General features: G+C 62.8%; 23 protein-coding genes, 1 tRNA gene and 1 riboswitch. Of the genes, 9 read left to right on the forward strand and 15 right to left on the reverse strand.

The window, feature by feature from the left end; translation table 11 throughout:
* The first annotated feature begins 16 nt into the window (after positions 1 to 16).
* Positions 17 to 928: an ornithine carbamoyltransferase gene (argF, locus tag ACFOJ9_RS38095; protein WP_056588317.1), complete on the forward strand. Its 912-nt coding sequence runs from the start codon at positions 17 to 19 to the stop codon at positions 926 to 928.
* 93 nt (positions 929 to 1,021) lie between these two features.
* Positions 1,022 to 2,053: an Hsp33 family molecular chaperone gene (locus ACFOJ9_RS38100; protein ID WP_378987315.1), complete on the forward strand. Its 1,032-nt coding sequence runs from the start codon at positions 1,022 to 1,024 to the stop codon at positions 2,051 to 2,053.
* Between the two features lie 45 nt (positions 2,054 to 2,098).
* Here the strand turns inward: ACFOJ9_RS38100 and apaG are convergent, their stop codons facing one another.
* The gene (apaG, locus tag ACFOJ9_RS38105) at positions 2,099 to 2,491 is read right to left on the reverse strand and encodes a Co2+/Mg2+ efflux protein ApaG (RefSeq protein ID WP_378987318.1); all 393 of its coding nucleotides are present in this window, start codon (positions 2,489 to 2,491) and stop codon (positions 2,099 to 2,101) included.
* 228 nt (positions 2,492 to 2,719) lie between these two features.
* On the opposite strand from apaG, the gene ACFOJ9_RS38110 reads away from it, so the two are divergent.
* Positions 2,720 to 3,871, forward strand: coding sequence for a ceramide glucosyltransferase (locus ACFOJ9_RS38110; RefSeq protein WP_378987321.1), 1,152 nt, complete (start codon positions 2,720 to 2,722; stop codon positions 3,869 to 3,871).
* A 9-nt stretch (positions 3,872 to 3,880) separates the two neighbouring features.
* On the opposite strand, the gene ACFOJ9_RS38115 is transcribed toward ACFOJ9_RS38110, so the two are convergent.
* Positions 3,881 to 5,068 (reverse strand): O-succinylhomoserine sulfhydrylase, encoded by a 1,188-nt coding sequence (locus ACFOJ9_RS38115; protein WP_378987324.1) that lies wholly within the window; start codon positions 5,066 to 5,068, stop codon positions 3,881 to 3,883.
* Positions 5,069 to 5,125: 57 nt separating this feature from the next.
* A riboswitch (SAM riboswitch) is annotated at positions 5,126 to 5,203 on the reverse strand.
* A gap of 81 nt (positions 5,204 to 5,284) precedes the next feature.
* On the opposite strand from ACFOJ9_RS38115, the gene ACFOJ9_RS38120 reads away from it, so the two are divergent.
* Positions 5,285 to 6,379: a 2'-deoxycytidine 5'-triphosphate deaminase gene (locus ACFOJ9_RS38120; protein ID WP_378987327.1), complete on the forward strand. Its 1,095-nt coding sequence runs from the start codon at positions 5,285 to 5,287 to the stop codon at positions 6,377 to 6,379.
* 101 nt (positions 6,380 to 6,480) lie between these two features.
* Positions 6,481 to 7,251 carry an ABC transporter substrate-binding protein gene (locus ACFOJ9_RS38125; RefSeq protein WP_378987330.1) on the forward strand — a complete coding sequence of 257 codons (771 nt, stop codon included), beginning with the start codon at positions 6,481 to 6,483 and terminating at the stop codon, positions 7,249 to 7,251.
* Positions 7,252 to 7,599: 348 nt separating this feature from the next.
* Here ACFOJ9_RS38125 and ACFOJ9_RS38130 read toward each other — a convergent pair whose 3' ends face one another.
* The 5 genes from ACFOJ9_RS38130 to chvE all read right to left on the reverse strand — a co-directional run bounded on the left by ACFOJ9_RS38130 (position 7,600) and on the right by chvE (position 13,971).
* Entirely contained in the window at positions 7,600 to 8,682 is a 1,083-nt protein-coding gene (locus tag ACFOJ9_RS38130) for a transposase (protein WP_056580349.1), read from the reverse strand.
* Positions 8,683 to 8,762: 80 nt separating this feature from the next.
* Entirely contained in the window at positions 8,763 to 9,755 is a 993-nt protein-coding gene (araD1, locus tag ACFOJ9_RS38135; protein WP_378987333.1) for an AraD1 family protein, read from the reverse strand.
* Between the two features lie 200 nt (positions 9,756 to 9,955).
* Positions 9,956 to 11,248, reverse strand: a complete 1,293-nt coding sequence (gene mmsB, locus ACFOJ9_RS38140) for a multiple monosaccharide ABC transporter permease (protein WP_378987336.1) — start codon at positions 11,246 to 11,248, stop codon at positions 9,956 to 9,958.
* Positions 11,245 to 12,777, reverse strand: coding sequence for a multiple monosaccharide ABC transporter ATP-binding protein (gene mmsA, locus ACFOJ9_RS38145; RefSeq protein WP_378987339.1), 1,533 nt, complete (start codon positions 12,775 to 12,777; stop codon positions 11,245 to 11,247). The genes mmsB and mmsA overlap by 4 nt, the downstream gene beginning before the upstream one ends.
* A gap of 123 nt (positions 12,778 to 12,900) precedes the next feature.
* A complete protein-coding gene (gene chvE / locus ACFOJ9_RS38150; RefSeq protein ID WP_023681943.1) occupies positions 12,901 to 13,971 on the reverse strand; it encodes a multiple monosaccharide ABC transporter substrate-binding protein in 1,071 nt (356 codons plus the stop codon).
* Positions 13,972 to 14,284: 313 nt separating this feature from the next.
* On the opposite strand from chvE, the gene ACFOJ9_RS38155 reads away from it, so the two are divergent.
* A complete protein-coding gene (locus ACFOJ9_RS38155; protein WP_378987343.1) occupies positions 14,285 to 15,274 on the forward strand; it encodes a LysR family transcriptional regulator in 990 nt (329 codons plus the stop codon).
* 160 nt (positions 15,275 to 15,434) lie between these two features.
* Positions 15,435 to 15,686: a hypothetical protein gene (locus ACFOJ9_RS38160; RefSeq protein WP_378987346.1), complete on the forward strand. Its 252-nt coding sequence runs from the start codon at positions 15,435 to 15,437 to the stop codon at positions 15,684 to 15,686.
* Here ACFOJ9_RS38160 and ACFOJ9_RS38165 read toward each other — a convergent pair.
* From ACFOJ9_RS38165 to ACFOJ9_RS38185, 5 genes are all read right to left on the reverse strand, one after another.
* A tRNA-Gly gene (locus ACFOJ9_RS38165) sits at positions 15,675 to 15,748 on the reverse strand. The two genes, ACFOJ9_RS38160 and ACFOJ9_RS38165, sit on opposite strands and share 12 nt — an antisense overlap.
* Before the next feature lie 74 nt (positions 15,749 to 15,822).
* Entirely contained in the window at positions 15,823 to 17,304 is a 1,482-nt protein-coding gene (locus ACFOJ9_RS38170; RefSeq protein WP_378987348.1) for a hypothetical protein, read from the reverse strand.
* Positions 17,305 to 17,342: 38 nt separating this feature from the next.
* Complete coding sequence (locus ACFOJ9_RS38175) at positions 17,343 to 17,819, reverse strand: GtrA family protein (RefSeq protein ID WP_378987351.1); 477 nt, start codon at positions 17,817 to 17,819, stop codon at positions 17,343 to 17,345.
* On the reverse strand, positions 17,797 to 18,498 hold the full coding sequence (locus ACFOJ9_RS38180) for a class I SAM-dependent methyltransferase (protein WP_378987354.1): 702 nt from the start codon (positions 18,496 to 18,498) through the stop codon (positions 17,797 to 17,799). The genes ACFOJ9_RS38175 and ACFOJ9_RS38180 overlap by 23 nt, the downstream gene beginning before the upstream one ends.
* Entirely contained in the window at positions 18,491 to 19,480 is a 990-nt protein-coding gene (locus tag ACFOJ9_RS38185) for a glycosyltransferase family 2 protein (RefSeq protein ID WP_378988320.1), read from the reverse strand. Before ACFOJ9_RS38185 ends, ACFOJ9_RS38180 begins: the two co-directional genes overlap by 8 nt.
* Before the next feature lie 274 nt (positions 19,481 to 19,754).
* Between ACFOJ9_RS38185 and ACFOJ9_RS38190 the strand changes: the two genes are divergently transcribed.
* On the forward strand, positions 19,755 to 20,018 hold the full coding sequence (locus ACFOJ9_RS38190; RefSeq protein WP_378987356.1) for a DUF6460 domain-containing protein: 264 nt from the start codon (positions 19,755 to 19,757) through the stop codon (positions 20,016 to 20,018).
* 75 nt (positions 20,019 to 20,093) lie between these two features.
* Here ACFOJ9_RS38190 and ACFOJ9_RS38195 read toward each other — a convergent pair whose 3' ends face one another.
* Entirely contained in the window at positions 20,094 to 20,996 is a 903-nt protein-coding gene (locus ACFOJ9_RS38195) for a histone deacetylase family protein (RefSeq protein ID WP_378987359.1), read from the reverse strand.
* Between the two features lie 131 nt (positions 20,997 to 21,127).
* Between ACFOJ9_RS38195 and ACFOJ9_RS38200 the strand changes: the two genes are divergently transcribed.
* Positions 21,128 to 22,468 carry an MATE family efflux transporter gene (locus tag ACFOJ9_RS38200; RefSeq protein ID WP_378987362.1) on the forward strand — a complete coding sequence of 447 codons (1,341 nt, stop codon included), beginning with the start codon at positions 21,128 to 21,130 and terminating at the stop codon, positions 22,466 to 22,468.
* Here the strand turns inward: ACFOJ9_RS38200 and ACFOJ9_RS38205 are convergent.
* Together ACFOJ9_RS38205 and ACFOJ9_RS38210 are read right to left on the reverse strand one after the other, a co-directional pair.
* Positions 22,461 to 23,540, reverse strand: coding sequence for a quinone-dependent dihydroorotate dehydrogenase (locus ACFOJ9_RS38205; RefSeq protein ID WP_378987365.1), 1,080 nt, complete (start codon positions 23,538 to 23,540; stop codon positions 22,461 to 22,463). The two genes, ACFOJ9_RS38200 and ACFOJ9_RS38205, sit on opposite strands and share 8 nt — an antisense overlap.
* Positions 23,537 to 23,887 (reverse strand): DUF952 domain-containing protein, encoded by a 351-nt coding sequence (locus tag ACFOJ9_RS38210; protein ID WP_378987368.1) that lies wholly within the window; start codon positions 23,885 to 23,887, stop codon positions 23,537 to 23,539. Before ACFOJ9_RS38210 ends, ACFOJ9_RS38205 begins: the two co-directional genes overlap by 4 nt.
* Positions 23,888 to 23,992: the final 105 nt, after the last annotated feature.

Genomic DNA, 23,992 nt, shown 5'->3' on the forward strand with positions numbered 1-23,992 from the left:
TCCGGAACCATTCCTGATGTCAGTTCGCCATTTCACCGACCTTTCCGCCGTTTCCGAAGGCGATCTGCGCTTCATGCTGGACGATGCGGTGGTGCGAAAGGCGCGGCTCAAGGCCGGCGAGCGGACAAAGCCGCTCGAAGGCAAGGTGCTGGCGATGATCTTCGACAAGCCGTCGACGCGCACGCGTGTGTCCTTCGACGTCGGCATGCGCCAGCTTGGCGGCGAAACCATCATGCTGACCGGCACAGAGATGCAGCTCGGCCGTTCCGAAACTATTGCCGACACAGCCAAGGTGCTGTCGCGCTATGTCGATGCGATCATGATCCGCACCACCTCGCATGAGCGGCTGCTGGAATTGACCGAGAACGCCACCGTGCCGGTGATCAACGGACTGACCGACGATACCCATCCGTGCCAGTTGATGGCCGATATCATGACCTTCGAGGAACATCGCGGTCCGGTCGCCGGCAAGACCATCGCCTGGACCGGCGACGGCAACAATGTGCTGCATTCGCTGCTCGAGGCCTCGGCCCGGTTCCGCTTCAACCTCAACGTCGCGGTGCCCGAGGGCAGCGAGCCGGCGCAGAAGCATATCGACTGGTCGCAGGCGCATGGCGGCAAGCTGCACTTCACCCGCTCGCCCGAGGAGGCCGTCGATCAGGCCGACTGCATCGTCACCGATTGCTGGGTGTCGATGGGCCAAGAGCATCGCGCCCGCGGCCACAACGTGTTCTCGCCCTACCAGGTCAATGCCAAGCTCATGGCCAGGGCCAAGCCGGACGCGCTGTTCATGCACTGCCTGCCGGCGCATCGCGGCGAGGAAGTGACCGACGAGGTCATCGACGGGCCGCATTCGGTGGTCTTCGACGAAGCCGAGAACCGGCTCCATGCCCAGAAGGCCGTGCTCGCCTGGTGTCTCGGCGCTTGATCTCTGGGAGCTTGATCTGCGGGGGTGTGATGCCTATCTGCGCCGCATCACGCAAATCAAGCGCGTTTCGACGCATGCGCCCCGGAGGGCGGCATGGCCGCGCCCTGGAGCTTTGTCATGTTGGAAACCTATCAAGTGACTGAACATCACCCCAAACTCGGCGAATTCGGCTACGCCGGCGACGATCACGTCGTGCCGTTCGAGGTCGGCCCGCTCGATGTGCGCGGCCGCACCGTCCAGCTCGGGCCGATGCTCGACGCCATCCTCAGCCGTCACGACTATCCCGAGCCGGTCGCCCGCCTGCTGGCGGAGGCCTGTGTGCTGACGGTGCTGCTCGGCACCTCGCTCAAGTTCGAGGGTAAATTCATCCTGCAGACCCGCACCGACGGGCCTGTCGACATGCTGGTCGCGGATTTCTCCACGCCCTCGGCGCTGCGCGCCTATGCGCGTTTCGACGCCGACCGGTTGGAGGCGTTGGTCGCGGCAGGCGAAACGTCCCAGCAGACGCTGCTTGGCAGCGGCGTGTTGGCGCTGACCATCGATCAGGGCGCTCACACGCAGCGCTATCAGGGCATCGTCCAACTCGACGGCGAGACGCTGGAAGATGCGGCACGCACCTATTTCCGTCAGTCGGAGCAGATCCCGACCGATCTCAGGCTCTCGGTGGCCAAGCTGCTGACGCCCGGCCCCGGCGGCGCCCGCGAGCAGTGGCGCGCCGGTGGCATCCTGGCGCAGTTCCTGCCGCAGTCGCCCGAGCGCATGCGCGTGCCGGATCTGCCGGGTGGCGATGGCGATCCGCGCGAGGAGATCCACGATCCGGCCGACAATTCCTGGCAGGAGTTGCTGGCGCTGCTCGGCACGATCGAACCGACCGAACTGATCGACCCGACGATCGGTGCCGAGCGGCTGCTTTACAGGCTGTTCCACGAGCATGGCGTGCGCGTCTTCGGCGGCGTTCCGGTCGCCGACCAGTGCTCGTGCTCCAAGGACAAGATCCGCGGCATCCTCGAGGGTTTTTCCGCGCAGGAGATCAAGGACAGCACCGAGGATGGCGGCATCCACGTCGCCTGCGAATTCTGCTCGAAGCAATATGACTTCGATCCGGCGGAATTCGCGGCTCAGTAAAGAAAGACACGCCTCACCGGCCGCTTCGCGGCCGGTGAGGCGAAACTAATTCACCGTCCGCCGTGTCCCCGGCAGGTCGAGTGAAAATGCGGGAATGGCGATGTCGAACGTCTCGCCCCGCTTGTTGCGCATCGTGTAGTGCCCGACCATGATGCCGGACGGTGTCGAGAGCGGGCAACCGGATGTGTATTGGTAGCTGTCGCCGGGATTGAGTTCGGGCTGGTCGCCGACGACGCCGGGGCCGCGTACCTCCTCGACCCGGCCGGTGCCGTCGGTGATGTGCCAATAGCGCGACAACAGCTGCACGAAATCGTCCGACTGATTGTCGATCGTTATCTGATAGCCCCAGACATAGCGGTTCTCGGCCGGATCCGAGCGGTCCTCCAGATAGAACGGCCTGACCTGAACTTCGATGTTGCGCGTGACGGCGCTATACATAAGCGGCTCCAAAACAATCCGGCAACTTTCGGCGCTCAATGCGAGCTGGTCAACGGTGCGCGTCCTGTTCGTTGCCGACTGAACGGCAGGTGCGGGCAAAGAATGTCATTTAAGTGACACATGACAATGATGGTGTGCGCCGATCAGTGCCGCGCGACTCGGGCGCTCTGCCGAACTGTTGAAATCGGTCGTCATATGGACCGATTTTTCTGGAGTGACCGGATCTCGATGGAACTCACTCTCATAGCCGCCACGCTTTCAGCTGCTCTCATCCTCTCAAATCTTGCCAGCATCGTGCTTGCCGCTTCGCGTCTGAAACGGCGCCGCACCATTCCCCCGTCGGCCGGCAAGCCGCGGCCGGTGTCGATCGTCGTGCCTTCGCGTGGCGTCGAGCCGTTCACGCACGAGACGCTGGAGCGCGCCTTCTCGCTCGACTGGCCGCGCTACGAGCTGATCTTCTGCGTCGCCCATGCCGACGATCCGGTGGTCAAACTGATAAACAGGGCGATTGCCCTGTTTCCGAAAGTGCCGGCCCGGCTGCTGGTTGGCGACGACCGCATCAGCGCCAATCCGAAACTCAACAATTGCGTCAAGGGCTGGGAAGCGGCGCGGCACAATTGGGTTGTTCTGGCCGATTCCAACGTGTTGATGCCGAGAGATTACGTCCAGCACCTGATGGCTGCATGGAGGCCCGACACCGGCCTTGTCTGCTCGACGCCGATCGGTTCGCGGCCAGCCGGCTTCTGGGCCGAGGTCGAATGCGCTTTCCTCAACACGCTGCAGGCACGCTGGCAATATGCCGGCGAGGCGCTTGGCCTCGGCTTTGCCCAGGGCAAGAGCATGCTCTGGAACAAGCCGATGCTCGACGCCAATGGCGGCATCCGCGCGCTTGCAGCCGAGATCGCCGAGGACGCCGCCGCGACCAAGCTGGTCAATGGCCTCGGCCTGCGCGTCAATCTCGTCGCCGCGCCCTTCGAGCAGCCGCTCGGCCGGCGCACCTTTGACGAGATCTGGTCACGTCAGGCCCGCTGGGCACGCCTGCGCCGCGTCACCTTTCCGCTGTTCTTCGCGCCTGAAATCCTGACCGGCGCGGTGGTGCCGCTGGTGCTTGCGTTGATTGCGGCGGCAAGCGCCGGCGTCAGTCTCTGGGCAACCGCCATCGCCGTGCTGGCGGCCTTCTATCTTCCGGAATGCGCCCTGGCCTGGTTCAAGGGCTGGTACCTGTCGCCGCGCATGGTCGCGGCGATCATGGTGCGCGACCTGATGCTGCCGACGATGTGGGCGCGCGGCTGGCTCGGCGGCGCCGTCGACTGGCGCGGCAATGCGATGACCATTGGCACCAAGGCGGCCGAACTGGAAGAGACGCCTTCCGGCGCTTGAAAAGCCCTCTTATTTGGCCTTCAGCGCCTGTGCGATATCCTCTAGCAGATCGTCGGTGTCCTCCAGGCCGACCGACAGTCTGAGCGTGCCCGGCCCGATGCCGAGCTCGGCGCGGGCCTCGTCACTCAGATTCTTGTGCGTCGTCGTCGCCGGGTGGGTGATCAGGCTTTTGGCATCGCCGAGATTGTTGGAGATCAAGACGATTTCAAGCGCGTTCTGCAAGGCGAAGGCCGCGTGCTTGCCGCCCTTGACGTCGAGGCAGATCAGCGTCGAGCCGCCCGACATCTGCTTCTTGACGATATCGGCCTGCGGATGGTCGGCCCGCCCGGGATAGATGACGCGGGCGATTTCCGGCCGTTCGGCCAGGAAATCCGCGATCCGGCCTGCGCTTTCCGTCTGCTGGCGCACGCGCAGCGGCAGCGTCTCCAGGCCCTTCAGCAGCGTCCAGGCGTTGAACGGCGACAGGCTCGGACCGGTGTGGCGGAAATAGTCGTGCAGGTTCTCGTCGATCCATTTCTTGTCCGACAGGATGACGCCGCCGAGGCATCGTCCCTGGCCGTCAATATGCTTGGTCGCCGAATAGACGACGATATGGGCGCCGAGCTGCAAAGGCTTCTGCTGCAAAGGCGTGGCGAAGACATTGTCGACGATCAGTCGCGCCCCGATCGAATTGGCAAGTGAGGCAACCGCAGCGATGTCGACCACTTCCAGCGTCGGATTGGTCGGGCTTTCCAGGAAGAACAGCTTGGTGTTCGGCTTGACCGCCTTTTCCCAGTTGGCGATGTCGGTGCCGTCGACCAGCGTTGCCTCGATGCCGTATTTCGGCGCCAGCGTCTCGACCACCCAGCGGCACGAACCGAACAGCGCGCGCGCCGCCACGATATGGTCGCCGGCCTTGGCGCTGCACAGAAGGGCAGCCGTCACCGCGGCCATGCCGGAGGCGGTGGCGCGAGCGTCTTCCGCACCTTCGAGCGCGCACATGCGCTTCTCGAACATGTCGACGGTCGGATTGGCGTAGCGCGAATAGATGAAACCCGGCTCCTCGCCCTTGAAACGGGCTTCGGCGGCCTGCGCCGTTTCGTAGACATAGCCCTGGGTCAGGTAAATCGCTTCCGACGTTTCGCCGAAGCCGGAACGCAGCGTTCCGCTGTGCACGAGTGCCGTCTGAGGCTTCCAGTTGCGCTTCTTGGTGCTCATCGCTCTTCTTCCAGACACAAAAAAACCGGCCGCGAAAGTCGCAACCGGTCCATACGGCCTTGCGGCCCGACGGTCCTTTAGCGACTTGTTTAACGTGGCTGCAAGCCGACCGGCCAAATCACCACGGGATAACGACCCTTTAGACCCGCGCCACGCTTGCGTCAATTGCCGGCTTCATTAAGAGGTTTGTACCAACGGTCTTGGAGCGACCCAGCTTTGCGGCAGACAGGCATTCTTCCCGATCAGGACATATCGGCGCTGTTCCAGTCCGGCGCGCTGAAGTCGACGCGCGCGCTTGACGCCGACCAGATCCAGCCGGCCAGTCTTGATCTCAGGCTCGGCGATAAGGCTTGGCGGGTGCGTGCCTCCTTCCTGCCAGGTCCCAACCACAAGGTTTCGGAAAAGCTCGATCGGCTGCAGTTGCACGAGATCAATCTTGCCGAGGGCGCGGTGCTGGAGACCGGCTGCGTCTATATCGTGCCCTTGCTTGAAAGCCTGGCATTGCCGGCTGACATTTCGGCCTCGGCCAATCCGAAGAGCTCGACCGGGCGGCTCGATATCTTCACCCGTGTCATGACCGATCGCGGCCACGAGTTCGACAAGATCGCCGCCGGCTATCATGGCCCGCTCTATCTGGAGGTCAGCCCGCGCACGTTCCCGATCGTCGCGCGCACCGGTTCGCGTCTGTCGCAGATACGTTTCCGCACCGGCAATGCGCTGCTCTCGGAAGCCGAGCTGCACGACCTGCATCGCGCGCAGATGCTGGTCGCCACCGAGCCGCCGAACATTTCCGGCGGCGGCATAGCGCTGTCGATCGACCTCAACGGCGATCAGAACGGCCTGGTCGGCTATCGCGGCAAGCATCACACCGGTCTCGTCGATGTCGACAAGCGCGCGGCACAGGAGGTCGTCGACTTCTGGGAGCCGATCCACAAGAGCGGTGCCGGCGAACTGGTGCTCGATCCCGATGAATTCTACATCCTCGTCAGCCAGGAGGCGGTGCATGTGCCGCCGCTCTACGCCGCCGAGATGACGCCCTTCGATCCGCTGGTCGGTGAGTTCCGCGTCCACTATGCCGGTTTTTTCGATCCGGGCTTCGGCCATTCCGCGTCCGGTGGTACCGGCAGCCGGGCTGTGCTCGAAGTGCGCAGCCACGAAGTGCCGTTCATCCTCGACCATGGCCAGATTGTCGGCCGGCTGGTCTATGAGCACATGCTGAAGCGGCCGCAGGCGCTCTACGGCACCGATCTCGGCTCCAACTACCAGGCGCAGGGCCTGAAGCTGTCCAAGCATTTCCGCCCGGCGCGCTAAGCGCCTATCACCGTCAGGCAAAATACTTGCCTGCGCTGGCTCGCTATGCTTGGCTGCCTTGCTGGTCGTCAAGATGCCGGCGTTCAAGGGGAACCAAGAAAATGCAGATTTCGAAATGGATCATGTCGGCAGCGGGAGCTGCCATGCTGGTGATGGCGGCCGGCTCGCTGTCGCAGGCGCAGGAGAAGATCAAGATCGGCACCGAGGGCGCCTATCCGCCGTTCAACACCATTACGGCTGACGGCAAGGTCGAAGGCTTCGACATCGACATCGCCAACGCACTATGCGCGCAGATGAAGGTCGAGTGCGAGATCGTCACCCAGGACTGGGACGGCATCATCCCCGCTTTGCAGGCCAAGAAATTCGACGCCATCATCGCCTCGATGAGCATCACCGAGGAGCGCAAGAAGCAGGTCGCCTTCACCAACAAATATTATACGACACCGCTCGCTTTGGTGGCGCCGAAGGACAGCGATCTCACCTCGACCGAACCGGCAGCACTTGCGGGCAAGACGGTCGGCGCCCAGGCCTCGACCACGCAGGCCGACTATGCCCAGAATGAATATGGCAAGGCGGGCGCGGAGGCAAAACTCTATCCGACCCAGGAAGAGGCGATCACCGACCTGACGAACGGCCGTCTCGACGCCGTACTTTCCGATAAGTTCGTGCTGATGGACTGGTTGAAGAAGGCAAGCGACGGCTGCTGCAAGCTGGTTGGCGACGTCAAGGGTACGGAAACGCAAGCCGGCATTGCCGTCCGCCTGGAAGACACCGCACTGCGCGACAAGCTCAACGCGGCCATCGACGCCATTGTCGCCGACGGCACCTACAAGAAGATCCAGGCCAAGTATTTCGACTTCGATATCTATTGAGGTTGAAGCTGCCAATCTCCCTCCTTGAGGGGGAGATGGCCGGCAGGCCAGAGGGGGTCGCTGCGCGTAGATCGCCAACGCCCATTCCGCCACCGTAGAAGGGGTTGGCGATCCATGTGAGACGACCCCCTCTGTCGCCTTCGGCGACATCTCCCCCACAAGGGCATATGCGCTAAGATAGCTTCGGCATGGACTGAAATTTGCGCTTTCGTGGTGGCTCACGCCATCGATGTCGCAAGGCATGGAGATTTTGGCGCAGGGCTGCCAAGGGAGGTTGAGCAAAGATCGCTGCGATCAGAGAGGCGACGATCTGGCGGGTGGCGCGCCACAGCAGCGGGCGCCCGTCGCTCAAGGGGGAGAGACACCCAACTCCTGCGAAAGGGGTTCGGTCACAAGCGCGATGAGGAAGTGGGCAAGAATCCAAGGCTTTGCGATCCTTGGGTCTTTGGCTGGAGGCGCGCGCAGTCCGATCAGGCTCTTCAGACGCTTGAAGGCGAGCTCGATGCGCCAGCGCATGCGATAGAGCTTGAGAACTGTGCCGGAGGGAAACTCCTCCTGGTCAAGCGAGGTCACAAGGATGACAAAGCCGGCGGCAATCAGCGTCTCCGGTTGAACCTGCTTGCCCTTGGCCTTGGCTTCCTTGTTGATTTTGCGCCGCGCTTCTTGTGTCGCAGCCTCGGATTTGCGCAAGGCGATCAGGCGCATCTTCAGGGGCTCGCCCTTCTTGAGGCCCAGCCAGACAGGCGTTTCGATGACCTCCTCCCGGCAGCTCTTCAGGTGGCCGATGAGATCGAACGCCTTGCCGTTGGCGTCGAGCCATCGCACATTCTTCCACGGCGCGCGCACGACAACGTCGCCGTCTTGCGCCATGACCTTTGCGATCCGCTCGGCCTGCAGATAGGCGCGGTCGCCGATGCGGATCTCGCCCGGCACCACCGGCACGCGGTCGATCAGCTCGGCCTCGCTCTGGTCGGTGATCTCGAGGAAATCGAACTGCTCGCGCTCAAGATCGAAGGCGCAGTGCATACGCCAAAGGCCATTGTTCTTCTTCTCATGCACACCCGCCTTGGCAACCGATGTCGCATCGAGGATGCGGATCAGCCGGCCCTTAGGCAAGCCTTCCTCCTCGCGCTTCAAAAGGTGCCCGATCAACTGCTGCAGCCACGGCCCTGCATTGCGCAGCCGGCCGAGCAACGCCACGTCCGAGATGTCGGCGATCCCGCTTGCCGCCGCCCAGGCCACGACGCCCCGCATGCCCACCTTGCCAAGGCAGTAAGCCAGTGTCAGGCGCAACAGATCAGTAGCCGACCTGACGCCCCGCGGCCGCAGAAACGCCTTCGTCTCGCGGGCACTCCCTGCAATCAACTCTTCACCGCCGAGGAGCTCAATCGTCTCGGCCCAGCCGTCATCTACAAGCGATTCGTGAGTCATCGCAGCGTAGAATCACAACCGATTCCCCACTGCAACACCTATCTTAGCGCATATGCCCTCAAGGGGGGGAGATCACGACCTCAAAGCGCCTTCACCGCCACCTGCACCGGCTGCTCGATCTCGAGCGGATTGCGCAGCGGCAGGCCGAAATCCTTGGCTTCGATCTCGAACACGTCGCCGGCCTCGGTCTTGATGCCGTCGGCGAAGGACAGCGTCGCCGTACCGAACATATGCACATGCACGTCGCCTGGCTGGCGGAAGGCCGCATATTTGAAGTGGTGATGCTCGAGATTGGCGATGGTGTGCGACATGTTCGCTTCACCGGACAGGAACGGCTTTTCCCACAGCACCTCGCTGTCGCGCACGATGCGCGAGGTGCCGCGGATGTCGGAAGGCAGGTCGCCGATCAGGATCTCCGGGCCGAACGAGGCGTTGCGCAGTTTGGAATGGGCGAGAAAGAGATAGTTCACGCGCTCGGTGACGTGGTCGGAGAACTCGTTCGACAGCGTGAAGCCGACACGGAATGGCGCGCCGTCATCGCCGATGACATAGATGCCGGCCACCTCGGGCTCTTCGCCGGCGTCCTTGGCGAAAGCCGGCGACAGGAGTGCGGCACCTGGCGCCACCGCCATCGTGCCGTTGCCCTTGTAGAACCATTCCGGCTGCACGCCGATCTGGCCTTTCGCGGGCTTGCCGCCCTCCAGCCCCATGCGGAACATCTTCATGGAATCGGTCAGCTGCTCCTCGCCATCGGCGCTGAGCTTCTTGTGCATGGAATCGCGTGTCGCGGCCGAGCCGAGATGTGTCAGTCCGGTGCCGGTGAGATGCAGATGCGCCGGGTCGGGGTGGTTGATCGGCGACAGCAGCCGCCCCTTCTTGTAGGCGGCCTCGATATCGACCGTCTCGCCGAGCCCCTTGCGTTCGATCAGCGCGACGAGGCCGACGCCGGTGCGGGCGGCTTCCATCGCCAGCGAATATACGCTGCGCGCGCCGTTGATGATCCGGGTCTTGCCGCCGTTGCGGGCAACGACACGGATGGTCTCGGCGTCATCGAGAATCTGGGAGATCAGCATGATGAATCCTCTCTCATTTGTCTTGGCCCGGTTGCCATTTGGCAAACCTTAACCTGCGCGACTCGGCCCTCGCCGCGCCACGGGTGAAATTCCTCGTCCGGATTGCGCTCGCGGGCTTGGTCCCTGAGGGACTTCTTGACGCCGGCGGTTGCCGGCAGCGCCGCGATCGTATGCCTCCTGCTGCCTCGCCTGAAGCCTGTTCAAGCCTTGTTCTTGTTGTAGACGTCGAAGATCACGGCACCGAGCAGCACCAGGCCTTTGACCACCTGCTGCCAATCGACATTGACGCCCATGATCGACATGCCGTTATTCATGACGCCCATGATGAAGCCGCCGACCACCGCGCCGATGACCTGGCCGACACCGCCCATCGCCGAGGCACCGCCGATGAAGACAGCGGCGATGACGTCGAGCTCGCTGCCGAGGCCCGCGGCCGGCACCGCCTGTCCGAGACGGGCCGCGATGATCAGGCCACCAAGCGCCGACAGTACGCCCATATTGACGAACACCATCAGCGTCAGCCGTTCGGTCTTGATACCCGACAGCTGCGCGGCCTTGGCGTTGCCGCCCATTGCATAGATGCGGCGGCCGATGGTCATGCGCTTGGTGACGAAGACGAACAGCGAGATCAGCACGCCCATGACGAGCAGCACCACCGGCAGGCCCCTGTAGCTGGCGAACTGGTATACCAGGAACAGCGCCAGCGCGCTGCCGACAAGCGTCTTGATGACGAACAGGGGAAAGGGCTCGGCCTCATAGCCATGGCGTTCGCGCTTGCGTCGCGTCCTCAGCCCGAAATAAGCATAGGCCAGCACAGCGATCAGGCCCAGCACGATCGTCGTCATGTGCAGCGTCAGGCCGCTGCCCATGATGGTCTTGCCGGCCGCGTTCACCGTCGGCGGGATGAGTGTCAGTGGCCCGATGACATCCGGGATGAAGCCGGAGCTGAGCGCCTTGAAGCCGTCGGGAAGCGGTCCCACCGAGGATCCGCCGCCCAGCAGCGCCTGGCAGATGCCGCGGAAGATCAGCATGCCGGCCAGCGTGACGATGAAGCTCGGTATTCGGTGATAGGCGATCCAGTAGCCTTGCGCCGCGCCGATCGCGCCGCCCACGATGAGGCAGATGATCGACACCACCAGCGGATTGCTGAAGGGGCCGAGCGGCCAGATGACCATCATCATCGCCGCCAATGCGCCGATGAAGCCGGCGACGGAGCCGACGCTGAGATCGATATGGCCGGAGACGATGACCAGCAGCATGCCCAGCGCCATCACGATGATGAACGAGTTCTGCTGCACCAGGTTGCTCAGGTTCACCGGCTTGAACAGCGTTCCGGAGGTGGTGAACTGGAAGAACACCATGATAGCGATCAGCGCCAGTATCAGGCCGTATTCGCGCAGGTTCGTCGTCAGCGCCGAGACGGCGATGCGTGGACCCTGCGGCACGTCTTCGGCGACTTTGCTCTGCGGGGCGGGGGCGCTTTCGGTACTCATGCTGCTTTTCCTTCTCCCCGAACGATGGCGCGCATTATTTTTTCCTGGCTTGCGTCCGCCGCGGGCATTTCGCCGACAATGCGTCCTTCGTTCATGACGTAGATGCGGTCGGTGATGCCGAGCAGTTCTGGCATTTCCGACGAGATGACCACGATCGCCTTACCTTCGGCGGCGAGGCGGGCGATGATCGTGTAGATTTCGTATTTGGCGCCGACATCGATGCCGCGTGTCGGCTCGTCGAGGATCAGCACTTCCGGGTCGGCGAACAGCCATTTCGACAGCACCACCTTCTGCTGGTTGCCGCCGGAAAGATTGCCGGTCATCTGATAGACGCTCGAAGCGCGGATATTGGTCTTTTTGCGATAGTCGTTGGCAACGGCGAGCTCGCGCATGTCGTCGATCACGCTGTGGCGCGACACGCCGCCGAGATTGGCCAGCGTGATGTTGTGCTTGATATGGTCGATGAGGTTGAGACCGTAGGTCTTGCGGTCCTCGGTCACGTAGGCGATTCCGTGTTCGACCGCCCTGCTCACCGAGGAAACATCGATCGGCTTGCCCTTGAGCAGCACCTCGCCACTGATGCGGCGGCCATAGGAACGGCCGAAGATGCTCATGGCGAATTCGGTGCGGCCGGCGCCCATCAGCCCGGCGATACCCACAACCTCGCCCTTGCGCACGTTGATGTCGATGCCCTTGATCACTTGCCGGTCGGCATGGAGCGGGTGATAGACCGACCAGTTCTTCACTTCGAACACGACCTCGCCGATGTCAGGCTCGCGCGGCGGATAGCGGTCGTCGAGCGAACGGCCGACCATCGAGGTGATGATGCGGTCTTCCGAAATGTCCTTCTTGGCCAGCGTCTCGATGGTGCGCCCGTCGCGGATCACCGTGACCTTGTCGGCGACCCGGTTCACCTCGTTGAGCTTGTGCGAGATCAGGATCGAGGTCATGCCTTGCCGCTTGAATTCGAGCAGAAGGTCGAGCAGCGCCTGACTATCCTTTTCGCTGAGCGACGCCGTCGGCTCGTCGAGGATCAGGAGCTTGACTTCCTTGCTCAACGCCTTGGCGATCTCGACCAGCTGCTGCTTGCCGACGCCGATATTGGTGATCAGCGTCTTGGGGTCCTCCTTGAGACCCACCTTCTTCAACAGGGCGCTGGTGCGCGCCTCGTTGGCATTCCAGTCGATGACGCCGTATCTGGCGTGCTCATTGCCGAGGAAGATGTTTTCGGCGATCGACAGCATCGGCACCAGCGCAAGCTCCTGGTGGATGATGACGATGCCCTTGTGTTCGCTGTCGTGGATGCCTTTGAACTGGCATTCCTGGCCTTGAAAGATGATCTGGCCGTCATAGGTGCCGGAGGGATAGACGCCCGACAGCACCTTCATCAGCGTCGACTTGCCGGCGCCGTTCTCGCCGACCACGGCATGGATTTCGCCTTCCTCGACGCTGAGGTTGACGTTCGACAGCGCCTTCACGCCGGGGAACGTCTTGGTGATGTCGCGCATCTCCAAAATCGTCGTGGCCATGGGGACTACCGCTCCTTGCGAGGTCGGCAAACACTGCCGGCGAGGTCGGCAAACAATACCGGGCTCGCTGGTGAACGAAAAGGGGCCCTGCGTTGCGCAGGACCCCTGACTTTGTAACCGGGGTTACTTCAGTTCGTCGGCCTTGATGTAGCCGGAGTCGACGACCAGTGCCTGGTAGTTCGACTTGTCGACCTCATGCGGCGTCAAGAGGATCGAGGGGACGACCTTGACGTCGTTGTTGTAGGTCTTTTCATCGAGGCCGTCCGGCTTGCCGCCCGAGAGCACCTTGTCGACGAGCTCGACGGTGGCCTTGGCCAGTTCGCGGGTGTCCTTGAATACGGTCGAATACTGCTCGCCCGTGATGATCAGCTTGACCGAGGCGGTCTCGGCATCCTGGCCGGTCACGATCGGCCAGGGCTGTGCGTCCGTGCCGTAACCGACGGCGCGCAGCGAGGCGGTGATGCCGCGCGACAGGCCATCATAGGGCGACAGAACGCCATCGACGCGGCTGCCGTCCGAATAGTTGGCCGACAGCAGATTGTCCATGCGCGCCTGGGCAGTGGCGGCGAGCCAACGCAGCGTGCCGACCTTGTCCATGCCGGTCTGGCCGGACTTGATCTTGATCGAGCCGTCGTCGATCAGTGGCTGCAGGACGGAGATCGCACCATTGTAGAAGAAAAAGGCGTTGTTGTCGTCGGGCGAGCCGCCGAACAGTTCGACGTTCCACGGCTTGGTGTTCGGGAAACGCTCCTTGAGGCCCTTGACCAGCGAATTCGCCTGGATCACGCCGACGCCGAAATTGTCGAAGGTGGTGTAGTAGTCGACATTGGCGGTCTTCTTGATCAGGCGGTCATAAGCGACGACGACGACGCCTGCGTCAGCGGCCTTCTGCAGCGCATCCGACAGGGTGGTGCCGTCGATCGAGGCGATGATCAGCGCCTTCGGGCCTTTGGTGATTTCGTTTTCCAGCTGGCTGAGCTGGTTGGGGATGTCGTCCTGCGCATATTGCAGGTCGACAGTGTAGCCGAGAGCCTCGAGCTGGGACTTGACGGCGTCGCCGTCATTGATCCAGCGCTGCGAGGTCTTGGTCGGCATCAGCACGCCGACAAGACCCTTGTCGGCTGCGTGCGCCGAGTAGGTCATGGCAGCGATGCCAAGGGCCGCGACGGCGGCCAGTGTCTTGATGATCTTCACTTTAACTCTCCCTGGTTGATGGACGCGGCACCCCGGGGGTCGCGGGCCGCGCAATCGTGCAGAAGCGCCAAGGCACTGCTGCCGTCATATCGATCTCCGGTATCCTCCCATGGCCCCGAGGCGCTGATTTCAATCGATACGATTTTTCTCGCCAGCGACCGTCGCGTCTCGGAACGCGCAAAGGGTGTGGCTCTTTGCCATAACTGTCAAATGCGATCTTTGATGGTTGCTATATCATGATCGGTATATGTTATTGAGGCGAGAGAGGTTGCCGCGAAGGTCGACCGGCGGCGAGCGGAGGCGAAGGAAAGCGATGGCGGCGATCAGGAATCCGACTGCGATTTCAAACGGCTACAGAGAGATGCCGGGCGATGGCGAAACCCTGCTGCGCAGCGGTCTCAGCCTGCGTCACATGCGCATGATCGTCGCGCTCGACGACCATGGCCGGGTCAGCGCGGCGGCCCAGGTGATGAACATTTCGCAGCCGGCGGCCTCGCGCATGATCGCAGAGATGGAGGCGGTGCTGGAGGTCAAGCTGTGCGAGAGGCTGCCGCGCGGCATCACCTTGACGCCATACGGCAAGGCTTTGGCCAGGCGTGCGCGCTCGATCCTGCTGGAGATGCGGGAGGTCGACCGCGAGATTTCCGAGCTCAAGGCGGGCAAGGGCGGTTCGGTGTTCCTGGGTGCGGTGACCGCGCCTGCAATCGAGCTGGCGGTGCCGGCAATTCGCGAAATCCGCCGCATCTATCCGCGCATCGAGATCACCATGCAGGTCGAGACCTCCAATGTGCTGGCGCGCGAGCTGATCGCCACGCGCCATGATTTCATCATCGCGCGCATCCCCGACGATCTTAATCCGCGGCTGTTCGAGTCGCGCGTCATCGGCGTCGAGAAGGCCTGCCTGATCGTGCGCCGGGGCCATCCGCTCACCAAGGGCAAGGCGGTGCGGCTGGAAGAGACCGCTGCCTATGACTGGGTCTTCCAGTCGGGCGGCTCGCCCTTGCGCCAGGCGATGGAGAGCAACTTCCTCAACCGCAACATCGCTTTGCCGGACCGCATCCTCAACACCAGCTCACTGCTCCTGACCCTGGTCATGGTCGCGCAGTCCGATGCCATTGCGCCGGTCTCGGTCCAGGTGGCGAAATTCATCCAGAATCCCGACGGGCTGGCCGGCGCCATCGACGTCGTTCAGACCGAATTCGACATCGAGGTCAGGCCCTACAGCCTGATCACGGTGAAGAACCGCGTGCTGTCGCCGGCCGCCAAGATGCTGCACGACTTCATTCTGAGGGAAGTGGGATGATGGCTGGCTTGGGTAGGGCTGTCTGGCGTCGAGTTCGATCGGCGCGCGCAACGCACATGAAGAGCCGCCAGGCCGAGGCTAGCGAAAGCGAGCCGGGAACATTATTTCCTGCGGACGCGTTCATGATCTTGCAAGGGACGATTTCTTCTGGAGGCTGAGTATGCGCAGCTTCGAAATCATCGATCTGCTTTACGTGGTCGAGGCCTGCAAGCACGACCGATCGGTCGGGAATTTCGTGTCCATGGCTGAAAGCGTGGAAGAATTGCGGGTGCTGACCGGCGATTTCGTTTCATCGGATGACGTAGTAGCAAACGCCCTCGCAACGGTGGCGCTTGCGCGAGGCTGCTCGGTTTTGTTCGACGAACAGGCAGGCGCTGAAATTGTTTCTGGCGCCTTAAGCTGGAGCGGGTAGAGGGAATCGAACCCTCGCGTTCAGCTTGGGAAGCTGACAAGCTACCATTACATCATACCCGCGTGTGCCCTCGTTACCATGACGGCCCGGCTTCGGGCAATCGCCAAAGCGGCGCTCGCGCCGACGCCAAACAGGATCAGGCGCCGGGCAGATAGATCACAGCGTAGTCGTCCGCATAGGCCCGCTTCCAGCCCAGCTGGTCGAAGAAGGGGATGCGGCTGTCGTCAGCCGACAGCAGCGCCCAGCCTATTGCGTATTTCTTCAACCGGGCTTCGAGGAGCGGCTTGCCGTCGCTGTGGCCCGTCTCGTCATCGGCTTTTGTGAAACCGCCCAGGAACAGTTGGTCCGTCCGTCCGTCGATATAGGTCTTGACCCCGTGGAAGATCAGCGTGCCGCCGAAATTGTAGGAATTCAGCACATTGCCGGACAGATGATGGCTTTCGGCGAATGCCAGCGCCCCGCTGGCCGACGTCTTCGGGCTCGGCGCGACCCGATAGGCACTGCCGAGAACGGCGCCCCCGCCGATCACCAAAACCACCGCCGCGCCGCAGATCGCGTAGAACCGCCTGGCGAAGAATTTTTCCAGTCCGTCGCGCTTTGCCGCCAGCCATGCGGTGGCTGAAAGCGAGGGGTACTGCTGCGCGACCTCGACCGCGATCACCAAGGGGATCAACAGGAAGAACAGATACATGAAACGCACATGGGCGAGATAGACATGCAAGGTGAAGACGACGAACAACGCCTTGGCCCAGCCAATTCGCAACCGTGACACCAGAAGCCCGAAAAGCGCCAGCAGCATCGCAACTTCCTGGACGGGGTAATCCTGCTGACTGAACGCTTTCCATTCCATGATCAGCGACACCGCCTCATTGCCATAGGCCACGGCCAGCGTCGCCAGGATGGCCTGAACGCCATAGGGGTGGATCAGGCTGACCAGTGGACAAAGCAGCCCGAATGCGATCCATTTCGCCAGGAGGCCTGGTTTCGACAGGCCCGTACGCGCCAGCAGATCGAGGCCAGCGAAAGCGGCAATGACGAAGCTCAAGGTGAAGGTGGCGTGCAGGTTCGCCCACAAAACGACCAGCACAAGCAGCCACCAGGGCGGCGCGCGTTCTTCCCTTGCCGCACGAAAGAGCATCTCCGTCCAGATGACGATGATGGGGAAGGTGAAGACATGCGGGCGCGCTGTAAAAATCGGATTGACCAGGAACACTGCGGCGAAGGCCAGCGTGATCGCTAATATCGGCTTCAGCCATGTGCTGAGAAACCACCCTATCAGGAAAACCGTCAGGGAAATCGAGGCGATGATCACAGTGACCACCCCGTTCCAGCTTCCTGCCCGGTAGGCAAGAGCCAGCAGGACCTGCCCCAGCCATTCCTTGGCAATCCAAGGCTGGCCGGCAAAAGTGTGGGAATAAGGGTCGACCGTCGGAAATGTCCGGTTTGCCAGGAAATCCAGCCCGACCTTGACTTGCCACCAGCTGTCGGGATCCTGCAGAGTGGAACCCGCCTGAGCAGCCAGTGCCCCCGCCATCGCCAAGGCCGCAAGCAGGCAGAAGATCAGCCTGTTCCGCTCGGTGTATGTCGCGGCATCCACGCTGGCCTGAGCGTTGTTCATGGTGCGCCGCCTCTAATCGTTTCCGATGACAGTCTGGTTCAAGATGTTCGACTGGCCGGCTGCCGCCGAGACCCCTCGGCCACTCGAATTGTCGGGTCGGCGCTTTCGTCTCCGCGACCTCCGCGTCCCACAAACACGAAGCGAGCCGAACCGAGGTAGAAGACAATCGAATAGACACAGATGCCCGCGAGGTGAACCAAAGGGTTTTCGACGATGCCTGCAGAACGAGCGGCGATCACGACGGCCAGATTGATGCTGTAGGCGACCAGAAAGACGCCCCCATAGCGCAGCGCGGTTCCGGGCCGGAAGCCATCGGCTCTTGTGAAGGTCCACTGGCGGTTGAGGAAGAAGCCGACGACAAGGCCTGCGGCATAGCCCGTGGCGTTGGCAGGGATGTCGCCAAGACCCAGTGCAAGGCTGGCCAGGATGACCGCGTATCCTACCGCCGTGTTCAGTAAACCGACGGCGCCAAATCGCAGCATCCTGGGGAAGTCAAACGGCAGGCTTGACCACATGCGCAAAATACTGGGCTCCGACAGGAATTTTGGCGAGGAAACGCTCCAACGGCCTCAGCCTCGCCAGCAGCCGAGGAAAGAAAATCCGGTAGACGATCCGGGTGTTGGCAAGACCCGCCTCGGCCATGCGTCCACGCATCTCGCGTGAGCTTATCAAAACCGCGTTCTCGTCGAAGGCGCAATTTCTCACCGCGTGCGTGGTCAGCGGATTCCACGGATTGTGTTCGAAAAGAAAGAAACTGCCGCGGTTCGCCAGCACCCTGCCGATCTCCGCCAGCAATCCGATCTGAAGGTCTTCGGGGATGTGGTGGAAGACGCAAGCGGCGAAGGCCAGGTCGAAGCAGCCGTCGGCAAAGGGAATCGTCTCGCCATCGAAATGCGTGAACGCGGCTTGGCCGGGAAAGCGCTTGCTGGCTATGTCGAGCGATTCCCGCGAAGGATCGAGCAAGGTTATCTCCGCGTCGGGAAACGCGTTGCGCATGTGGCCGAGTGAATTGCCGACACCAGCGCCGAAGTCGAGTATCCGGCGCGGTTTCACTCCAGCCCGCCGCAGCGTCGCGGCGACATCGTCGATCTTGTACTTGGCGAAGAAATCCGGGTTTTCGCCGCTCAGCCTTATGCTCGCGGCATGCTGCTCCTGATATTCCCGCGCAAACTGGTCGAACTCCGCCTCAAGCACGTGCGGCCCTCTTTGCCATCTCCTGCAGGCGATGGACGGGCAATTCCTTGTCCTCGGCTGCATGGTTGCATGAAACGATCTCGTTGACGAAGTAAAGCGGCCGCCGCTTGGTCTCCATGTACATACGCCCGAGATACTCGCCGAAGATGCCTAGTACCATAAGCTGAACGCTGCCAAGGATCAGCACGATCGCGGCGAGGCTGGTCCAGCCGGGCAACACATTTCCGACCGACCATTCGAACAGCGTGTAGCCGAGCACGACCAGCCCCAGAAGTCCGAACAGCATTCCCAGCAGCGAGGCGAACCGCAAGGGGACGATGGAAAAGCTGGTCATCGCATCGACCGCCAGAAGAACCATCTTCTTCAGCGGATAGTGGGTGGTGCCGGCAAAGCGCCGGCGTCTTTCATAAGGGAAAGCCACCTGTTTCAGCCCGATCCAGCTCACCATGCCGCGAATGAACCTGTAGCGTTCGGGCATCGCGTTCAGATGGTCGAGCGCGCGGCGGTTCATCAGCCGGAAATCACCGGTATTCGGGGCGATATCGACGTCGACCATGCGGCGCAGCAAGCGATAGAACATCGAGGCGGAAGCGAGCTTGAACCAGCTTTCGCCGTCGCGCGTCAGCCTCTGGCCGTAAACGACATCGAAGCCTTCATTCATCTTCGTCATCATCGCGCCGAGCAGCTCAGGCGGATCCTGCAGGTCGGCATCGAGAATGAGAATGCGCTGGCCGCGACAGAATTCGAGCCCCGCGCTCAGCGCGATCTGGTGACCGTAGTTGCGGGCAAGGTCGATGGCGACGATATGGTCGTCCTTTTCGGCCAACTCGAAAATGGCCTCGCGCGTACCGTCGGTCGCGCCGTCGATGACAAGGACGATCTCGTAGGAGGGGCCATGTTCCAGACATGCGGCCGTCACCCGCCGATGCAGTTCGGCCACCCCGGCCAGCTCATTGTAGCATGGGACGACCACCGACAGCATGACGGCGCGTCGTGCGGTGTTTTTCTCCGTCTCCACCAAAAGCCTTGCTCCCGCTATTCGATCGGGAATAGCGGCAATTGGTTAGAAAACAGATAAGCCAGCGGGATAGGCGGTGGCCGCCGTCTGCCATGCGGCCTGGCGCTACTTGCGGCCACGCCATTCCCGTTCCAGGTCTCGGCATCCCGCAAAACTGTCGGCTTGAAGCCGGCAGGCCAAGTGCGTATGTCTGGGCCGACACCCTCGAGTCTGGGTACCTCAATCTGGAGACGGGCCCTTGTCCGCACTGACGCGCTTTCTCGGCGACTCGCCGGTCAAGGTGATCCTGAAATTGCTGGTGGTGTCGTTTCTCGTCGGCCTGGTCATGAACGCCTTCGGCTGGTCGCCGATGGATGTGCTCTACGGCATCCGGAAGTTCTTCATCGACCTGTGGAATCTGGGCTTCCACGCCATCGATCGCTTCCTCGGCTACATCCTGCTGGGCGCCGCGATCGTCGTGCCGGCCTTCATCCTGCTGAGGCTTGCCAACTACCGGAAGTAGAGTTCCCGGACCGCGGGTCCGCGTCAGCGGAACCTGGAAACGGTTTTCGGGCAAGATCATGCTCAAAAAAGATTTTCAGGCGTAACCCGAGGCGACCTCGAACAGGATGGCGTGCCGCGCCGCGAGTGCGGGCACATCGGTTGAATAGCCGCCGCCGATAACGCCGCAGACGGGAATGCCCTGCGCGCGAAAGTGACGGATGACCATGTCGTCGCGGGCGCTGAGGCCATCATCCGATAGCGACAGCCTGCCAAGCCGGTCCTCGGCATGGACGTCGACGCCGGCATTGTAGAAGACGACGTCCCAACGCGCTTTGGCAGCCAGTGCCGGCAAGATACCACCAAGCCTTTCGAGATACGGCGCATCCCCCGTGCCATCGGGCAGCGCGACATCCAGGTCGGAGGCGATCTTGCGCACGGGATAATTGCGGTCGCCATGCATGGAAAAGGCGAACACGCGTGGATTGCCCGCCAGAATATCCGCCGTGCCGTCGCCCTGATGCACGTCGAGATCGACGACCAGGATGTTGCGTGCCAAGCCTTCGGCGAGCAGCACCAGCGCGGCGACGGCGACATCGTTGAAGGTGCAGAAGCCCGCGCCTTGCGCGCGCCGCGCATGATGGCTGCCGCCGGCGGTGTTGCAGGCGATGCCGTGGCGCAAGGCGAGCCGCGCCGCCAGCACCGTGCCGCCGGTGGCAAGCTGCGCGCGCAGCGAGACGCGCGGGGTCACCGGAAAGCCGATCTCGCGCTCGATTTTTTCAGGCACGCAGCTGCTGATGACCTGAACGACATAGTCCGCCGAATGGGCAAGCTCCAGCCATGATGCCGGCGCCGGTTCGGCGGCGTTGAGGGCGCCGGGTCCGGCGAGGCCGCGTGCGCGCAGGGCCTCCATCAGCAGCGGATACTTGCTCATCGGGAAGCGATGGTTGGTGGCGAAGCCGGCGTCGTAATCGGGGTGATGGACGATCTGCAGGGGCATGAACTGGATCCGGCGGGCTCGCGCCAGAGCGGGATTTCGGTTGGCCGTCACGGGATGAGTGATTGCACAGTGGCTGGAAAATGGGCCACATCAGCGGTTCGATCAAGCCGCAATCAGCAAGGCAGCAATTCTTGGACCAGGGTGCAACCCCAGCCGACGCCAGATCTTTTGTCGTCACCAACCGTTCCGTGCTCGCCATAGCGGTGCCGATGACGCTTGCCTATCTGACGACGCCGATGCTCGGCCTGGTCGACACGGCTGTCGTGGGTCAGTTCGGCGACGCCGCCTTGCTCGGCGGCCTGGCGGCCGGCGCGCTGATCTTCGACGTCGTCTTCACCACCTTCAATTTCCTGCGCTCGGGCACCACCGGCCTCGTCGCCCAGGCTTTCGGACGCGGCGATGCCCTGGAGGAGCAGGCGGTGTTCTGGCGCGCCGTGCTGATCGCTGTTGTCGCCGGCATCGTGCTTGCGGCACTTGCGCCCCTGGTCGCCATCGTCGGGCAAAAATTCATGGGCGCCGAACCGCGCGTCAGCGAGGCGATGGGCGTCTACATCAGGATCAGGCTGCTCGCAGCACCCTTCTCGCTGATCAACTATGCCATCCTCGGCTATGTGCTGGGGCGCGGCGAGGGCGGGCTCGGGCTGATGCTGCAGCTGGTGCTCAACGGCATCAACATCGCGCTCTGCTTTCTGCTTGGGTTGGAGCTTGGCTGGGGCGTCGCCGGCGTCGCCTGGGCGACCGTCACCGGTGAGTTCCTTGCCATGCTGCTCGGTCTCGCGATCGTGATCCGCCGGTTCCGCGCTACCCCGCCTTTGCCGCGCCATCGCCTGCTCGACATGGCCGCCTTCCTGCGCATGATGTCGCTCAACCGAGACATCATGATCCGCTCGTTCTCGCTGCTCGCCGCCTTCGCCCTGTTCACCCGCCAGGGCGCGCAGTTCGGCACGGTGACGCTGGCCGCCAATGCCGTGCTGATGAACTTCTTTCTCGTCGCCGGCTATTTCCTCGACGGCTTCGCTACCGCCGCCGAACAGCTGGCGGGTCGCGCCGTCGGCGCGCGTGCCGCCGCGCCATTCAGTCAGGCCGTGCGGCTGACGCTGTTCTGGGGCTTCGGGCTGGCGGGGGCCGCCACCCTCGTGCTGCTCCTGGCCGGCGCCGGTCTGGTCGCCCTCGTGACGACGTCGCAGGAGGTCCGCTCGGTGGCCGACATCTACCTGCCGTGGGCGGCATTCACCGCGCTGAGCGGTGTGCTGGCGTTCCAGATGGATGGCGTCTTCATCGGCGCGACCTGGTCGCGCGACATGCGCAACATGATGCTTTTGTCATTCCTCGCCTTCAGCGCCGCGCTGCTCACTTTGGCGCCCGCTTTCGGCAACAATGGTCTGTGGGCGGCGCTGCACGTCTTCCTGCTGGTGCGAGGCTTCAGCCTGCTGACGATCCTGCGGCTGCGGATGCGGACGGCGTTCAGCTGAGCGGCCTCATTGCCCATCGATCGAGATGGCTGTCGCGCAGCTCGCGAATGGATCTGAGCCGTTCCGTGCCGGCAAAGCGTGCCATCTCGGCGACGATCCGGCCCGGCAGCGCAGGCCCGGCATAGATCATGCTGGTGTAGAGCTGGACGAGATCAGCGCCCGCGCGGATCTTTTCCAGCGCCGTATCGGCAGAATCGACGCCACCGACGCCGATGATGGCGCGGTTCGGGCCAAGCAGCTTGCGCATCTTCGCCAGCACGATGGTCGAACGCTCGAACAAGGGTTTGCCCGAGAGCCCGCCGGTCTCGCGTGCGGTGTTGCCGCTGCGCAGCGGCGGTCGGGAGATGGTGGTGTTGGAGACGATGACGCCGTCGATCCGCTTCTCGGTGACCTCGGCGGCGATGTCCTCCAGCTCGGCCTCGACCAGATCCGGCGCGATCTTGAGGAAGATCGGCGGCTGCGCCGTTGCCGCGGCGCGCGCGGCCATGACCCGCGACAAAAGTTTGCCGAGTTGTTCGCGTGCCTGCATGTTGCGCAGGCCCGGCGTGTTGGGCGAGGAGATGTTGACAGTGAGATAGCTGGCGTATTGCGCAAACCGGGCAACACCGCGCTCATAGTCGCCGATGCGGTCGCTGCTGTCCTTGTTGGCACCGATGTTGATGCCGACGATGCCGCCACGCCCCTTGCGTGTGGCAAGGCGTTTTTCGGCGGCCGCGTGGCCTTCATTGTTGAAGCCCAGCCGGTTGATCACCGCTTCATCCGCCGTCAGCCGGAAGATACGCGGCTTCGGATTGCCGGCCTGTGGCAGCGGCGTGATCGTGCCGACCTCGGCAAAGCCGAAGCCGAGCCCAAGCAAAGCGTCAGGCACTTCGGCATTCTTGTCGTAGCCGGCCGCCATGCCGAGCGGATTCGGAAACTCGAGGCCGCAGACCGTTACCTTCAGCCGTGCATCGCGCGTCGTCCGCGCGCCGACCGGGAGGCCGCATCGCAGCGCCGCGATCGACATGCCATGCGCGGTTTCCGGATCGAATGTGAACAGCAGCTTCTGGCCAAGCCGGTCGAACAGACTCATTGCGCCTCCAGTGCCGGGAACTGGTGCACGCCATCGTCGCCAAGCGGCAGCGGTCGGACCCACAACACGGCTTTCAGGTCGAGCACGCCATAGAGGTGCGGAAACAGCGCGCCGCCGCGCGAGACCTCGTATTTCAGCGCCGCGCCCAGGCTGGTCCCGTCGATGGCGACCAGCAGAAGGTCGGTCTGGCCGGCAAAGTGCTTTGTCGCCGTTTCCTTGATCTGCGCCGCCGTGGAGAAATGGATGAAGCCGTCGGCGACATCGATCGGCGCGCCGGCGAAGCGGCCATGTGTTTCGGCCTCGCGCCAAAGCGCTTGCGGGGTTATCTTGTAGATAATCTGAGACATGGTTGCGCTATAGTCCGAACCAGCCACGCGGGAAAGGCCACGCCAAGGGTCTTCCCCATTTCCGGCGCAAACATGTGATATTTCAGGCCTTGGCCATGGAGGACA

Source organism: Mesorhizobium cantuariense, assembly GCF_042647205.1.
GTDB lineage: Bacteria > Pseudomonadota > Alphaproteobacteria > Rhizobiales > Rhizobiaceae > Mesorhizobium > Mesorhizobium cantuariense.

What these genes read in the sequence shown, in the direction of transcription:
- ACFOJ9_RS38170 (WP_378987348.1), bottom strand. Translation starts at nt 17,304, where the DNA reads ATGAACAACGCTCAGGCCAGCGTGGATGCCGCGACATACACCGAGCGG.
- ACFOJ9_RS38125 (WP_378987330.1), top strand. Translation starts at nt 6,481, where the DNA reads ATGCAGATTTCGAAATGGATCATGTCGGCAGCGGGAGCTGCCATGCTG.
- mmsA (WP_378987339.1), bottom strand. Translation starts at nt 12,777, where the DNA reads ATGGCCACGACGATTTTGGAGATGCGCGACATCACCAAGACGTTCCCC.
- araD1 (WP_378987333.1), bottom strand. Translation starts at nt 9,755, where the DNA reads ATGCTGATCTCCCAGATTCTCGATGACGCCGAGACCATCCGTGTCGTT.
- ACFOJ9_RS38115 (WP_378987324.1), bottom strand. Translation starts at nt 5,068, where the DNA reads ATGAGCACCAAGAAGCGCAACTGGAAGCCTCAGACGGCACTCGTGCAC.
- apaG (WP_378987318.1), bottom strand. Translation starts at nt 2,491, where the DNA reads ATGTATAGCGCCGTCACGCGCAACATCGAAGTTCAGGTCAGGCCGTTC.
- ACFOJ9_RS38130 (WP_056580349.1), bottom strand. Translation starts at nt 8,682, where the DNA reads ATGACTCACGAATCGCTTGTAGATGACGGCTGGGCCGAGACGATTGAG.
- ACFOJ9_RS38175 (WP_378987351.1), bottom strand. Translation starts at nt 17,819, where the DNA reads ATGTGGTCAAGCCTGCCGTTTGACTTCCCCAGGATGCTGCGATTTGGC.
- ACFOJ9_RS38185 (WP_378988320.1), bottom strand. Translation starts at nt 19,480, where the DNA reads ATGCTGTCGGTGGTCGTCCCATGCTACAATGAGCTGGCCGGGGTGGCC.
- ACFOJ9_RS38210 (WP_378987368.1), bottom strand. Translation starts at nt 23,887, where the DNA reads ATGTCTCAGATTATCTACAAGATAACCCCGCAAGCGCTTTGGCGCGAG.
- mmsB (WP_378987336.1), bottom strand. Translation starts at nt 11,248, where the DNA reads ATGAGTACCGAAAGCGCCCCCGCCCCGCAGAGCAAAGTCGCCGAAGAC.
- argF (WP_056588317.1), top strand. Translation starts at nt 17, where the DNA reads ATGTCAGTTCGCCATTTCACCGACCTTTCCGCCGTTTCCGAAGGCGAT.
- ACFOJ9_RS38205 (WP_378987365.1), bottom strand. Translation starts at nt 23,540, where the DNA reads ATGAGTCTGTTCGACCGGCTTGGCCAGAAGCTGCTGTTCACATTCGAT.
- ACFOJ9_RS38110 (WP_378987321.1), top strand. Translation starts at nt 2,720, where the DNA reads ATGGAACTCACTCTCATAGCCGCCACGCTTTCAGCTGCTCTCATCCTC.
- ACFOJ9_RS38100 (WP_378987315.1), top strand. Translation starts at nt 1,022, where the DNA reads ATGGCCGCGCCCTGGAGCTTTGTCATGTTGGAAACCTATCAAGTGACT.
- ACFOJ9_RS38160 (WP_378987346.1), top strand. Translation starts at nt 15,435, where the DNA reads ATGCGCAGCTTCGAAATCATCGATCTGCTTTACGTGGTCGAGGCCTGC.
- ACFOJ9_RS38155 (WP_378987343.1), top strand. Translation starts at nt 14,285, where the DNA reads ATGGCGGCGATCAGGAATCCGACTGCGATTTCAAACGGCTACAGAGAG.
- ACFOJ9_RS38195 (WP_378987359.1), bottom strand. Translation starts at nt 20,996, where the DNA reads ATGCCCCTGCAGATCGTCCATCACCCCGATTACGACGCCGGCTTCGCC.